Raw genomic sequence first — 11,950 nt, 5'->3', positions numbered from 1 at the left:
CTCATGCGAGCTTCACGATGAGCTTTCCGAAATTACCTCCTTCCAGCAGGGAAATGAAAGCTTTCGGCGCATTCTCCAGCCCATCGACAATGTCTTCGCGATAACGCACCTGACCGTCGGCAATCCACTTCACCATGTCATGGTAAAAGGCTGGCCTCTGATCGGCAAAATCACGCTGGATAAAACCGCGAATGGTCAGGCTTTTCGACAGAACATCCCGCATCACCAGCGGCAGCCGGTCAGGTCCATCGAACGGGCCGCTCTGATTGTACTGCGCAATCAGGCCACAGACCGGAACCCGCGCAAACTGGTTCAGCAGCGGAAACACCGCGTCGAAGACCTTGCCGCCGACATTTTCGAAATAAACGTCGATGCCCTTCGGGCAGGCCTCAGCCAGCTCCTGTGCGAAATTCTTGCTGTGGTGATCGATAGCCACATCGAAACCGAATTCATCGATCAACGCCTTGCATTTATCCGCTCCGCCCGCAATGCCGACAGCGCGTGCGCCCTTCATCCGGGCAATCTGCCCGACGGCAGAACCGACCGGACCGGTTGCGGCCGCAACCACGACGGTCTCGCCCGGTTTCGGCTGGCCGATGGTGAGCAGGCCGGAATAGGCGGTAAAGCCCGGCATGCCAAGAACGCCAAGCGCCGTCGTTACAGGGGCTTCTTTCGGGTGGAGCTTGCGCAAGGTCGAGGCATCGGCAACCGCATAATCCTGCCAGCCGGAATGGGAAAGCACGAAATCACCCGGAGCAAAGCCTGCGCTCTTGCTTTCAACGACTTCGCCTACCGTGCCACCCTCCATCACATCGCCGATTGCCACCGGCGCGGCATAGGATTTGGCCGCGCTCATACGCCCACGCATATAAGGATCGAGCGACAGATAATGCAGTCTCAGGAGAACCTCACCGTCACCGGGGCTCGGGATCGCCGCTTCCTCCAGCCGGAAGTTTTCTGCGGTTGGCCGACCTTCCGGGCGCGATGCCAGCACGATACGGCGATTGATCTTTTCGCTCATGAACGGAACTCCTGACAGTAATGATCGGGCTTCGAGCTACATATTATTAGTTTAGGGCGATGATCGGAAAAGTTGAGCTTTTGCAATCAAAATCAAGCTATACATCCGTTGTGAACGCTTGGCTTGGAAAGCTGTTCCAAAGCTAGCGAATTTGCGCTGTGCATCACCCTCTTTGCAGCGGCCTTGCGCCTTGGGACAAACGACATGAATCAGGACAGACTTTTTCTCTTGAAACCGGGTTTTGAAGATCCGGCTTATCCCGGCCAGCTTTTCTATTGTTGGCATTGCGCCCTCATCGAGGGTGTTCTGGCTTCTTTTCCGGCACTGGGAGACAGGCTGGATATAGAGCGCGTCGACTGGCAGCGCCCGCGCAAGGCCGTCATAGAGCTGGCAGGCGAAGACAACCAAAACCTGCCCTTGCTCATACTGAAGGATGGCGACCGGTCCCCGTTCGAGACCGGGAGGTACGAAGGGCGTTCGCTGATCGGCGACCCTCACAAGATACTGGCCGTCCTTGCGGAGCGGCACGGCTTTCCGCTGCCGCATCCGTAAAATAAAAACCCCGCCACAAGGGCGGGGTTTCGCTTGGGGGACAGTAAGGCTGCCTATTACTTCATCGTTGGGATGACGAATTCCGCACCATCCTTGACGCCCGACGGCCAGCGCGAGGTGACGGTCTTGGTCTTGGTGTAGAAGCGGAATGCATCCGGGCCGTGCTGGTTGAGATCGCCGAAGCCGGAAGCCTTCCAGCCACCGAAGGTGTAGTAGGCGATCGGAACCGGGATCGGCACATTGATACCGACCATGCCGACCTGCACGCGGCTGGCGAAATCGCGGGCAGCATCACCATCACGGGTGAAGATCGCAACGCCGTTGCCATATTCATGATCGTTCGGCAGAGCCAGCGCTTCCTCGTAGTTCTTGGCGCGCACGACCGAGAGAACCGGACCGAAGATTTCTTCCTTGTAGATACGCATGTCCTTGGTCACGTTGTCGAACAGGCAACCCCCCATGTAGAAGCCATCTTCATAGCCCTGCATCTTGAAGTTACGGCCATCGACGACCAGCTTCGCGCCTTCTTCAACACCAAGGTCCACATAACCGCGCACGCGGTCGAGCGCAGCCTTGGTGACCAGCGGGCCGTAATCGGCGGAATTGTCGGTGGAGGTGCCGATCTTCAGCGATTCAACACGGGGAATGAGCTTTTCCATCAGACGGTTGGCGGTGTCTTCACCGACCGGAACGGCAACCGAGATCGCCATGCAGCGTTCGCCAGCCGAACCGTAGCCAGCGCCGATCAGCGCATCGACGGTCTGGTCCATGTCGGCATCCGGCATGATGAGGAGATGGTTCTTCGCACCGCCGAAGCACTGCACGCGCTTGCCGTTCGAGCAGCCGCGGCCATAGATGTACTGGGCAATCGGCGTGGAGCCGACAAAGCCGATGGCCTGGACGTCCGGATCGTCGAGCAGCGCATCGACCGATTCCTTGTCGCCGTTGACGACGTTGAAAATGCCTGCCGGAAGACCGGCTTCCATGAACAGTTCGGCAAGGCGCATCGGTACGCCCGGATCACGTTCGGATGGTTTCAGGATGAAGGCATTTCCGCAAGCAATCGCCGGACCGGCCTTCCAGAGCGGGATCATGGCCGGGAAATTGAAGGGCGTGATGCCAGCAACAACACCGAGCGGCTGGCGCATGGAGTAAGTATCGATGCCCGTACCGGCATTGTCGGTGAACTCGCCTTTCAGCATGTGCGCCGCACCGAGGCAGACTTCCACCACTTCGAGGCCGCGCTGGATGTCGCCCTTGGCGTCGGCAATGGTCTTGCCGTGTTCGCGGGCCAGCAATTCGGCCAGGCTGTCATATTCGGCTTCGACCAGTTCGACGAACTTGCGCAGGATGCGAACACGACGCTGCGGGTTGGTCGCAGCCCAGGCTGGCTGTGCGGCCTTGGCGTTTTCGACAGCCGCGCGCACTTCTTCCTTGGTGGCGAGCGCTACCTTGCCCTGCACCGAGCCGTCGAGCGGCTGGAAGACGTCTGCCGTGCGGCCGCTCTTGCCTGCCACATGCTTGCCGCCGATGAAATGTCCGATATTGCGCATCGAAGAACCTCCCTGATGATCGCTTTGAGGAGCCTGCAAAGCTCCCATCGTTGACATCATCTTGACTCTGCAAATTCATGATTGCAAGGCGATGAAAAGCGTATCCGTTGTGCAAATTTTATAGTAATCAGAATACATCCTTATGCAGAGAGCATCATGAACTGGGACGATATTCGCATATTTCTCGCTGTTGCTCGCTCGGGCCAAATTCTGGGCGCGGCCAAAAGGCTCGGCCTGAACCACACCACGGTTGCCCGACGGCTGACCGCGCTTGAAACGGCGCTGTCCACCACGCTTCTGACACGCCGCACCAACGGTTCGACGCTGACACAGGCGGGCGAGGAGTTTCTGCTCGCCGCCGAACGCATGGAAGCTGAAATGCTTTCCGCCCGCTCGCATGTCGGCAATGCGGATATTGCCGTGTCGGGCACGGTGCGCATCGGCGCGCCGGACGGGTTCGGGGTCAACTTTCTGGCGCCCCGGTTGGCGCGGCTGACACAGAAATATCCGGACCTGACCATCCAGTTGGTGCCGGTGCCGCGCTCGTTCTCACTGTCGCGCCGTGAAGCCGATATCGCCATTACCGTCGAACGTCCGGAACAAGGCAGGCTGATCGCGCGCAGGCTCGTCGATTATACGCTCGGTCTCTATGCGCATCGCAGCTATCTGGAGGCGAACGGCACGCCGGAAAACACCGACGATCTCGCCCGGCACCGGCTCATCGGCTATGTGGAGGATCTCGTCATCAACCCGTCGCTGGCCTATGCGCCGGAAATCAGCCGTGACTGGAAACCGGCCTTCGAAGTGTCGAGTGCTTTGGGACAGGTCGAGGCCGTGCGGGCCGGTGCAGGCATCGGCATATTGCACGCCTTCATCGCCCGCGCCGATCCCGATCTCGTGCCCATTCTGCCGGATCGGGTGATCCGGCGCGCCTACTGGCTCGCCTATCATGAATCTGCCCGCACATTGCGGCGCGTCACCGCCATATCGGCACTCATTTCCGAACTGGTCGAAAGCGAGAAATCGCTGTTCAGTTAAGCATGATCCCGAAAAGTGGAAGCCGGTTTTCGGATCAGATCATGCTAAATCAATTGAGCCGCATATAGGCGACCATGACGCCGACAATCATTGCAGCCGGAACGAACAAGGCGTCGAGGCCGATGAAATAATGGCCGAGACCGCCGCCGACAGCGCCCAGCATCAGGGACAGCCAGACCGCCACATGCTGCAGCCAGCGCCATTTTGGCGTTTCACCGCGCAGCGAACAAGCAAGATCTGCGGCAGCGTTGAAAAGCGTACCGGTCACATAGGTCACGCCAAGACGCGCAGCTCCGATGGGCTGCACCGCAGCATTCTGCGCGCCCATGGCTGCGGCAAGCAGCAGCACCGGCTGGACCAGCAATGCACCCTCGCGCCGCAGCACGCCGACCAGCAGCAGGATCGCCACCACGCTTGCCATCACATAAAGACTGCCCGCACGACCGTATGAACGCACCGCAAGCGTGCCGAAGAAGGCGCCGGAAAAGAACAGCACGATCAGGATCGCGGGAAACCAGACCAGCACAGTGCCCTGCACGCCGGGCTGTCCCGCCAACGCGACACCCAGCTGCGTGGTATTGCCGCTCATGAAGGATGCAAAGAAACCGCCCAGCTGCAGGAAGGCAATCGCATCGACGAAACCAGCCGATGCGGTCAGAACCAGACCGAGCGAAAGTTTGGAATTCGGTGTCATGGGATTGAACTTCGGAATGAAGAAACCCGGCTTGCGGGAAGCCGGGCCTGTTCAGAAGAATATTTACAAGTCAGGCGCGTTTGACGATGCGCAGGATAATCAGGAGGATAGCCGCGCCGATAAAGGCGTTGATGATTGAGGCGACAATCCCTCCGCCAACGGAAAATCCGAGACGCGGCAGCAACCAGCCTGCAAAGAATGCGCCGATCACGCCGACGATGATATTGCCGATCAGGCCGAAACCACCACCCTGCACGACCTTGCCAGCCAGCCAGCCAGCGATCAGACCTACGAAAAGGAATACGAGAAGACTTCCAACATCCATGCGTTTTTCTCCCTCTCAAAACGCAACCGTTCGGTGCGCCTGAAGCGAGTTGACTATATGTTGGGCGGCGGCACAAGGGGGCGGAGGCTCCTCCCCCTGTTAAATCAGGCTACCAGATGCCTGAAAGCCGCGACGACTTCCTCGTAAACCTTGCGCTTGAAGGGAACGATCAGTTCCGGCAGCTCGACCATCGGCTTCCATTCCCAGCGGTCGAACTCGGCAGTGTGTCCGCCGGGCGGCGGGTTGATGGCGATTTCACTCTCGTCGCCTTCGAAACGATAGGCAAACCACTTCTGCGTCTGGCCGCGATACTTGCCCTTGAGTGCCTGGCCGACCAAATGCGGCGGCAGATCGTAATTGATCCAGTCTGACGCTTCTTCGAGCAGCGATACCGACTTCATGCCGGTTTCCTCGTAAAGTTCGCGGATAGCTGCCTCGAGCGGCTCCTCGCCCTTGTCGATCCCGCCCTGCGGCATCTGCCAGAGCTGGGTCGCGCCATCCATCTCATCGCCCGGAATGACGATACGACGGCCAGCCCAGACCAGACCGGCCTTGTTCAGCACCATCAGCCCGACACAGGGACGGTAAGGCAAGCTTTCGGGATCGACGGGACCTTTGTGCTTCGACATGACATTCTCCATGATGTGCAAATTATTGCCGTTCGGGGTCGCGGACCAGCGCCGAGACCGGCACGATTTCAATGCCGCGCTTCTTGACCTCATTGGCCCATTCGGCAACTGCATCGACGGTCACCGCAAAGGACGAGCCGGTGCCGATGGCGCTGCCATTGGCACGCGCAGTCCGCTCCAGTTCATCGAGACGGTCGAGGATCGCGCCGCGCTCCTGCGCCGCATCGATCAGAATATCCGCCGCCGCGAAAGGCACCGCATCGCTTCCTGCAATCCGGTCAGCCTGACTGCGCGCCGAGGTGCCGTCATCGAGATAATACAGGCCGCGCTTTCCGATCTCGCTCAGCACCGGCGAAAAGGCTTCCGTCTCGGATGTAAAACGCGCGCCCATATAATTCATCACACCGGCATAATTGGTCATCCGCGACAGCGCCCACAGCAAGGAAGCCTGGTTCTTGCTGGCACCATCATCCACCGTCAGCGTATTGCGACCGGGATTGACGCGCGGATAGTCGAAAGGCTCCATCGGCAATTGCAGCACAAGTTCGTGACCGTTTTGCCGGGCCGCCTGCATCCAGCGCTGCAAACTGTTGCCCTGCGGCGCAAATCCGAGCGTGACTTCCGGCGGAAGCTTGTCGACTGCCTCCATGCTGCCGGTCTGTGACAGCCCAAGTCCGCCGATGACAAGCGCAATCCGCGCGCCCCGCGCGCCGGACCATCCGGCTGCATAGGCATCCATGGGGCGCAGACCATCCGCCCCGCGTACCGGCAGCGGGCCGGTGGGGCTTTGCTCGACCAGCGCCTGTTCCGGCAGATGGGCGACACGCTTATCCTGTCCGGATTGATGCGTGTTCTGCACCACGACCACATTACCCTCCGCCATACCGGTGGCGGCACCTGGCATACCGGGCGGCATGTCCGGTGTGACCTTGATGATGGCAGGCCCCGGCTGACCACTTGCCCCGCGCAGCGCACTGCCGGGCGGCGGTGTATTGCCGGTTACGGGCTTGGCTTCAGTCTTGTTGGCGACTGGCACTTCGACTTGCGTCGTGTCCACGGCGGCAGTTTCGGTTTTGCGAAAAGCTGCCTGATTGCTCTGCCAGATGGCGAACACCGCGCCCCCGGCAAGGCAAAGCCCGCCTAAAATGACAAGGCCTGTCACGAACGAACGAAAAGCGCGGGAGCGTGAGCCCCCGCGCTTTTGCGGTTTCTTATCCAGTCCTAACGGGCTGTTCAGATCCAGCATGGAGCGATCAGTTCAACACACCCTTCTTCGGATCCGGCGGGAATGCGGCATTGGCCACCTCACCACGCAGGAGCTTGAAGGCTTCGTTGAGCTGGATGTCGTCCTTCGGATCAGCCGGGACATAAGCCGACGAACCGGAGCCATTGTCATCCTCGGCATTGCCCTTGATGTGGCCCTTGAGTTCGGATTCGCCGCGAACGACGTCCTCACCCTTCAGTTCCGGCGGCAAAGGCTGGTCAACCTTGATGTCAGGCGTGATGCCCTTGCCCTGAATCGACTTGCCCGACGGCGTATAATAAAGCGCCGTCGTCAGACGCAGCGAGCCGTTTTCACCAAGCGGAATGATCGTCTGCACCGAACCCTTGCCGAAGGACTGCGTGCCGAGCACCGTGGCGCGGCGATGATCCTGCAATGCACCGGCAACGATTTCCGACGCGCTGGCCGAACCGCCATTGATGAGAACGATGACCGGCTTGCCGTCGGTCAGGTCGCCCTTGCGTGCATCGAAACGGGTCACATCCTGCGGATCGCGACCACGGGTCGAGACGACTTCACCCTTGTCGAGGAAGGCGTCGGAAACAGCCACAGCCTGATCGAGCAGACCACCCGGATTGAGGCGAAGATCTAGCACAAAGCCCTTGAGCTTTTCGGCCGGAATCTTGTCCTGAATATCCTTGATCGCCTTCTTGAGGTCTTCGGATGTCTGTTCGGTGAACGAGATGACGCGCAGATAGCCGATATCGTTCTCGACGCGATAGCGAACGGCTTTCACCTTGATGACAGCGCGTGCGATCTTCAGCGTGATCGGCTTGTCGACGCCCTGGCGCTGGATCGTCAGCTCGATAGACGAACCGATTTCACCGCGCATCTTGTCGACCGCATCGGTCAGCGAAAGACCGCGAACTTCCTGCCCGTCAATCTTGGTGATGAGATCGCCTGCCAGCACACCGGCCTTGGAAGCGGGCGTATCGTCAATCGGCGCGATGACCTTCACGAGATCGTTGTCCATCGTCACTTCGATGCCAAGACCGCCAAACTCACCCTTGGTCTGCACGCGCATGTCCTGCGCGGCTTCCGGGTTGAGATAGGAGGAATGGGGATCGAGCGAGGTCAACATGCCGTTGATCGCGCTTTCGGTCAGCTTCTTGTCGTCCGGCGGCGTCACATATTGCGCGCGCACCCGTTCGAAAATATCACCAAAAAGGGCCAGTTCCTTGTAGACATCGCTATCTTTCCCTGCCGCAAAAGCAGTGGAAGCCGGCGCGCCCTGGACCATCACCATGGCTGACGCCCCCAGAAGGGCCCCGGCGAACAGCAGCGATAGTTTACGTATCATTTTCACGTCCTTCCAGAAAGCCGTTCGGTCCACCAAGGGGCGGGATCGACGGGTTTTCCATCCTTTCGAAATTCAATGTAAAGCAATGGCGCACCATTGCCCACCTCTATCGGTGCAACACTTGCCAGAAGTTTTTCTCCCATCGCGCCGACCGGCTCTCCCGCAAGTACAAACTGGCCTTGCGATACGTCGATTCGACCCATGCCAGCCATGACGACATGATATCCATTGCCCGCGTCGAGTATCAAGAGCTGCCCGTAAGAACGGAATGTGCCTGCGTAAAGTATCACGCCATCGGAAGGTGACGTAATCGTGGCAGAAGGCAAGGTTTCAACGACCTGCCCCATCATGCTGCCGCCGACACCGTCCTTCTCGCCGAAGCGGCGCATCGTCTTGCCAGCTGCAGGCAAAGCGAGCTTGCCTTGTAGCGAAGCAAAATCAATCTGGGCTCGCAGATGATTGTCGTTCGGCGTTGCTTCTCCGGCTTTTTCCCTTGCTGCGGCAAGGCGATCCGCCTCGGCCTTGCGAGCGGATTCGGCTGCATCGCGCACGCCCGCCATCTGCTTATCGAGCCCGTCGATAAGGTCTTTCAGGCTGCCTGCCTTGGCCGCCAATTCTTCCGAACGCTTGCGCTGCGCATCGATTTCCTGTTCCGATTGCGACTGCAATTTCTTCTTCTCCTCAAGAAGAAGTGATTGCCGTTTCTGCTCTTCGGCCTGAACCGTGCGCGTCGCCTTCAGCTTTTCCTGCTCTTGCCGGATGGAGGCAGTGACCCGCTGCATATCCTTCAGGTCGCCCGTCAGTTCTTCCACCTGCTCACGCATTTCAGGCACGACAGCGCCAAGAAGCACGGCGCTGCGCACTGAAGCCAGAGCATCGTCGGGCCGCACCAGAATGGCAGGCGGCGGGTTCAGCCCCATGCGCTGCAATGCGGCCAGCACCTCCGCCAGAACGCCGCGCCGTGCGCGCAGCGACGAGCGAATGCCATCTTCCTGCTCGCGCAGCGCGGTAAGCTTGTCGGCAATATCGGCAATATCCTGCTGCAGCTTCTTGTCAGTCTTGGCCGACTGGATCAGCGCTGCGGTGATGGTCGTCTGGTCCTTCTTGAGCCCGGCCACCTCGTCTTCAAGCTGTTTCAGCTTGTCGCCGGTGACGGTGAGTTCGCTGCTGAGCTTCTCATATTCGCTCGCCGCCTGATCACGCTGCTGCTGCAAGGCTTCCTGCGCAAGAACCGACGGCGCGCAGGCGAACACGCCAGCCAAAACGAGGCCAGCCTGCATGAAAGCAAGCAATCGTGGTCTTTTGAAAAGGCGTTCAGGACTCATGCGTGTTCTATCAGGACGAAACAAGGCCAAATTCAGAGCCGAAACTAGACTGAACCCGTTAACGAACCATCAACCATAAATACCGCCGATAACGGATCGCTGGTTAAACCGGCCTTCGCACGATAAACCGGTCGTCATGAATGCAAAAGCACTGAAAACGATGACGGAGGATTGGCGCGAAGGGCGCGGCTATGTCCATACCTATATTTGCGAGCATATCGTGGCGGCAAAGCGTTCCGACCGCGCCTTCATCGTTGAAACTCTTGCTAAGGCCGGTCTGGAGATCACCCGGCAAGCAGCAGATGGCCTTACCGTTCTCATTCCCGAAAGCGGCAAGAGTTTCACACTGAGGGGCGCAGTCTACAACCAGCCCCCATATCAGGACCTGTGATAAGGGTGGCCTGCCAGAATGGTGGCGGCGCGATAAAGCTGCTCGGCAATCAGGATGCGGGCGATCTGGTGCGGCCAGGTCAATTCGCCCAGCGCCAGAACGAGGTCGGCACGTGATCGCAATGCCGGATCGTGGCCGTCCGGCCCGCCAATGGCGACGATGAGCTGGCGCTTGCCGTCGTCCCGCATCCGCCCGATGCGATCCGCAAAAGCTTCGGATCCGAGCGCCTTGCCGCGCTCGTCGAGAAGGATCAAGGCAGCTCCATTATCGAGAGCTTCATGAATGCGCTGGGCTTCTTCGGCCTTGCGCAACTCTGCCGTCTGGCCCCGGCTTTCGGGAATTTCGCTCACACCGGCGAATTCAAGCCCCAATGGCGGTCCAGCTTTCGAAAATCGGTCGAAATAACGCTCGACCAGCTCCCGTTCGGGGCCGGCTTTCATCCGGCCCACGGCAAAAACACTCACACGCATGACGCTCTCAATTCATCGAACTAAAGCGTTTCACGCTTTAATCTTCTTTTTTCGCGCATTATCCAACGCAAAACCGCTTCGCAGTTTTGGCTCGAAAATGCTCTAATGCACCAATCCCGGCGCACGTTCGGTGTCGAACGCGTCAAAACCCTCGTCGAGCCAGATCTTCTCGAGATTGTAGAAGTCACGGACTTCCGGTCGGAAGACATGGACGATGATGTCGCCGGTGTCGATGAGAACCCAGTCGCCACTCTCGAGACCTTCGACCCGTATATCCTTGCAGCCTGCTTCACGCAGGGCCTGCAGGAGATGGTCGGCAACCGCCGTCACATGACGATGCGAACGGCCCGACGCGACGATCATATAATCGCCGATCGTTGATCTTCCGCGAATGTCGATGGGGATGATGGATTCTGCCTTGGAGTTTTCGAGACTGGCCAAGGCCGCGTCGAAGGTCTGGGACACGAGATTGGACTCGTCCATCCTGACCGTTGAAGGCGCGTGATGAGCCTTCTTCTCAATTGCTGTTCTCAGTGTATTCCCTTTCTCAGCAGAACAACGCCGTGTGGCAGTTATAAGCACCACACTCCCTAAAATAGGCAGAGTCCCTGTTTTGTTTCAAGACTATCGGCTTTTCCAAACCGTTCACTTTTTCAGTTTATTCGCCCGTTTTGCATATATCTTGTCGAAATCGTCATGAAAGCATCAAGATCATGTACGGGATTTGCGGATCGCGCTGGATGAGAGCGACGAACGCGGTCCATGGATGAAGGTCCAGGCCGGAGGTGTGCGACGCGCCAGCATCGGCGCATATTGTTCATCGACGCGACTGTCGGAGAATGTCTGCGCCATGCGTGACGACAGATAGGCCAGCGTCGAACCCGGCCGGTCGATAACCGCAATCGGAAAATTCTGCGCGATCTCGCGCCAGCGCTGCCAGCGATGGAAGGAGGCAAGATTGTCCGCCCCCATCACCCAGACGAAATGGACGCCGGGATTGGCATCGCGGATAAGCGCCAGCGTATCCGCCGTATAACGCACGTTGAAGGCTGCCTCGAGCGCCGTCACCTTGATGCGCGGATCGGATGCGATTTCCTCGCTCAGTTTCAATCGGTCGGCAAGCGGCGCCAGTTCGCGACTGTCTTTCAGCGGATTGCCGGGCGTCACCATCCACCAGAGCTGGTCGAGCTTGAGCCGCCGGATTGCGATTTCCGCCACCAGCGCGTGCCCGCCATGCGGCGGGTTGAACGAGCCGCCAAACAGCCCGACCGCCATGCCCTTCTCGACATAAGGCATGCGCAGATAATGCGCATCGACACCAGGATATTGTTCCCTCAATGCGGAAAGCCCGAAGCCGAATTTCATTCGAA

At 59.0% G+C, this 11,950-nt stretch carries 14 protein-coding genes; 3 read left to right on the top strand and 11 right to left on the bottom strand.

The window, feature by feature from the left end:
• Nucleotide 1: 1 nt before the first annotated feature.
• Nucleotides 2-1,021 (bottom strand): NADPH-dependent curcumin/dihydrocurcumin reductase, encoded by a 1,020-nt coding sequence (curA, locus tag FG152_RS19685; RefSeq protein WP_010661501.1) that lies wholly within the window; start codon nt 1,019-1,021, stop codon nt 2-4.
• 204 nt (nt 1,022-1,225) lie between these two features.
• Here curA and FG152_RS19680 point away from each other — a divergent pair, with 204 nt between their 5' ends.
• Nucleotides 1,226-1,573 (top strand): DUF3088 domain-containing protein, encoded by a 348-nt coding sequence (locus FG152_RS19680; protein WP_010661502.1) that lies wholly within the window; start codon nt 1,226-1,228, stop codon nt 1,571-1,573.
• A gap of 56 nt (nt 1,574-1,629) precedes the next feature.
• On the opposite strand, the gene FG152_RS19675 is transcribed toward FG152_RS19680, so the two are convergent.
• Nucleotides 1,630-3,126, bottom strand: coding sequence for a CoA-acylating methylmalonate-semialdehyde dehydrogenase (locus FG152_RS19675; RefSeq protein WP_010661503.1), 1,497 nt, complete (start codon nt 3,124-3,126; stop codon nt 1,630-1,632).
• Between the two features lie 156 nt (nt 3,127-3,282).
• Here FG152_RS19675 and FG152_RS19670 point away from each other — a divergent pair, with 156 nt between their 5' ends.
• The gene (locus FG152_RS19670) at nt 3,283-4,164 is read left to right on the top strand and encodes a LysR family transcriptional regulator (RefSeq protein ID WP_010661504.1); all 882 of its coding nucleotides are present in this window, start codon (nt 3,283-3,285) and stop codon (nt 4,162-4,164) included.
• Between the two features lie 49 nt (nt 4,165-4,213).
• On the opposite strand, the gene FG152_RS19665 is transcribed toward FG152_RS19670, so the two are convergent.
• From FG152_RS19665 to FG152_RS19640, 6 genes are all read right to left on the bottom strand, one after another.
• Nucleotides 4,214-4,858 (bottom strand): YoaK family protein, encoded by a 645-nt coding sequence (locus FG152_RS19665; protein WP_010661505.1) that lies wholly within the window; start codon nt 4,856-4,858, stop codon nt 4,214-4,216.
• Nucleotides 4,859-4,928: 70 nt separating this feature from the next.
• Complete coding sequence (locus FG152_RS19660) at nt 4,929-5,183, bottom strand: GlsB/YeaQ/YmgE family stress response membrane protein (RefSeq protein WP_010661506.1); 255 nt, start codon at nt 5,181-5,183, stop codon at nt 4,929-4,931.
• A 104-nt stretch (nt 5,184-5,287) separates the two neighbouring features.
• Nucleotides 5,288-5,812 (bottom strand): RNA pyrophosphohydrolase, encoded by a 525-nt coding sequence (locus tag FG152_RS19655; RefSeq protein WP_010661507.1) that lies wholly within the window; start codon nt 5,810-5,812, stop codon nt 5,288-5,290.
• Nucleotides 5,813-5,834: 22 nt separating this feature from the next.
• On the bottom strand, nt 5,835-7,058 hold the full coding sequence (locus FG152_RS19650) for a divergent polysaccharide deacetylase family protein (protein WP_010661508.1): 1,224 nt from the start codon (nt 7,056-7,058) through the stop codon (nt 5,835-5,837).
• 7 nt (nt 7,059-7,065) lie between these two features.
• The gene (locus FG152_RS19645) at nt 7,066-8,394 is read right to left on the bottom strand and encodes a S41 family peptidase (RefSeq protein ID WP_010661509.1); all 1,329 of its coding nucleotides are present in this window, start codon (nt 8,392-8,394) and stop codon (nt 7,066-7,068) included.
• 2 nt (nt 8,395-8,396) lie between these two features.
• Entirely contained in the window at nt 8,397-9,719 is a 1,323-nt protein-coding gene (locus FG152_RS19640; RefSeq protein ID WP_029376290.1) for a murein hydrolase activator EnvC family protein, read from the bottom strand.
• A gap of 136 nt (nt 9,720-9,855) precedes the next feature.
• Between FG152_RS19640 and FG152_RS19635 the strand changes: the two genes are divergently transcribed.
• On the top strand, nt 9,856-10,110 hold the full coding sequence (locus FG152_RS19635; protein WP_010661511.1) for a hypothetical protein: 255 nt from the start codon (nt 9,856-9,858) through the stop codon (nt 10,108-10,110).
• Here the strand turns inward: FG152_RS19635 and rlmH are convergent.
• The 3 genes from rlmH to FG152_RS19620 form a co-directional block, all read right to left on the bottom strand.
• Nucleotides 10,098-10,580 carry a 23S rRNA (pseudouridine(1915)-N(3))-methyltransferase RlmH gene (rlmH, locus tag FG152_RS19630; RefSeq protein WP_010661512.1) on the bottom strand — a complete coding sequence of 161 codons (483 nt, stop codon included), beginning with the start codon at nt 10,578-10,580 and terminating at the stop codon, nt 10,098-10,100. The genes FG152_RS19635 and rlmH overlap by 13 nt on opposite strands.
• Nucleotides 10,581-10,682: 102 nt before the next feature.
• Nucleotides 10,683-11,063 carry a ribosome silencing factor gene (gene rsfS, locus FG152_RS19625; RefSeq protein ID WP_010661513.1) on the bottom strand — a complete coding sequence of 127 codons (381 nt, stop codon included), beginning with the start codon at nt 11,061-11,063 and terminating at the stop codon, nt 10,683-10,685.
• Nucleotides 11,064-11,291: 228 nt separating this feature from the next.
• Nucleotides 11,292-11,945: a nicotinate-nucleotide adenylyltransferase gene (locus tag FG152_RS19620; RefSeq protein ID WP_010661514.1), complete on the bottom strand. Its 654-nt coding sequence runs from the start codon at nt 11,943-11,945 to the stop codon at nt 11,292-11,294.
• Nucleotides 11,946-11,950: the final 5 nt, after the last annotated feature.

It is taken from the genome of Ochrobactrum sp. XJ1 (genome assembly GCF_024701725.1).
Taxonomy (GTDB): domain Bacteria; phylum Pseudomonadota; class Alphaproteobacteria; order Rhizobiales; family Rhizobiaceae; genus Brucella; species Brucella anthropi.
Note: the sequence above shows the minus strand (reverse complement) of the source record. Positions and strands in the feature narration are given on the sequence as shown.

Bases quoted from the DNA above. Each gene is read 5' to 3' on its own strand.
- curA (WP_010661501.1), bottom strand. From the start codon at position 1,021: ATGAGCGAAAAGATCAATCGCCGTATCGTGCTGGCATCGCGCCCGGAA.
- FG152_RS19680 (WP_010661502.1), top strand. From the start codon at position 1,226: ATGAATCAGGACAGACTTTTTCTCTTGAAACCGGGTTTTGAAGATCCG.
- FG152_RS19675 (WP_010661503.1), bottom strand. From the start codon at position 3,126: ATGCGCAATATCGGACATTTCATCGGCGGCAAGCATGTGGCAGGCAAG.
- FG152_RS19670 (WP_010661504.1), top strand. From the start codon at position 3,283: ATGAACTGGGACGATATTCGCATATTTCTCGCTGTTGCTCGCTCGGGC.
- FG152_RS19665 (WP_010661505.1), bottom strand. From the start codon at position 4,858: ATGACACCGAATTCCAAACTTTCGCTCGGTCTGGTTCTGACCGCATCG.
- FG152_RS19660 (WP_010661506.1), bottom strand. From the start codon at position 5,183: ATGGATGTTGGAAGTCTTCTCGTATTCCTTTTCGTAGGTCTGATCGCT.
- FG152_RS19655 (WP_010661507.1), bottom strand. From the start codon at position 5,812: ATGTCGAAGCACAAAGGTCCCGTCGATCCCGAAAGCTTGCCTTACCGT.
- FG152_RS19650 (WP_010661508.1), bottom strand. From the start codon at position 7,058: ATGCTGGATCTGAACAGCCCGTTAGGACTGGATAAGAAACCGCAAAAG.
- FG152_RS19645 (WP_010661509.1), bottom strand. From the start codon at position 8,394: ATGATACGTAAACTATCGCTGCTGTTCGCCGGGGCCCTTCTGGGGGCG.
- FG152_RS19640 (WP_029376290.1), bottom strand. From the start codon at position 9,719: ATGAGTCCTGAACGCCTTTTCAAAAGACCACGATTGCTTGCTTTCATG.
- FG152_RS19635 (WP_010661511.1), top strand. From the start codon at position 9,856: ATGAATGCAAAAGCACTGAAAACGATGACGGAGGATTGGCGCGAAGGG.
- rlmH (WP_010661512.1), bottom strand. From the start codon at position 10,580: ATGCGTGTGAGTGTTTTTGCCGTGGGCCGGATGAAAGCCGGCCCCGAA.
- rsfS (WP_010661513.1), bottom strand. From the start codon at position 11,063: ATGGACGAGTCCAATCTCGTGTCCCAGACCTTCGACGCGGCCTTGGCC.
- FG152_RS19620 (WP_010661514.1), bottom strand. From the start codon at position 11,945: ATGAAATTCGGCTTCGGGCTTTCCGCATTGAGGGAACAATATCCTGGT.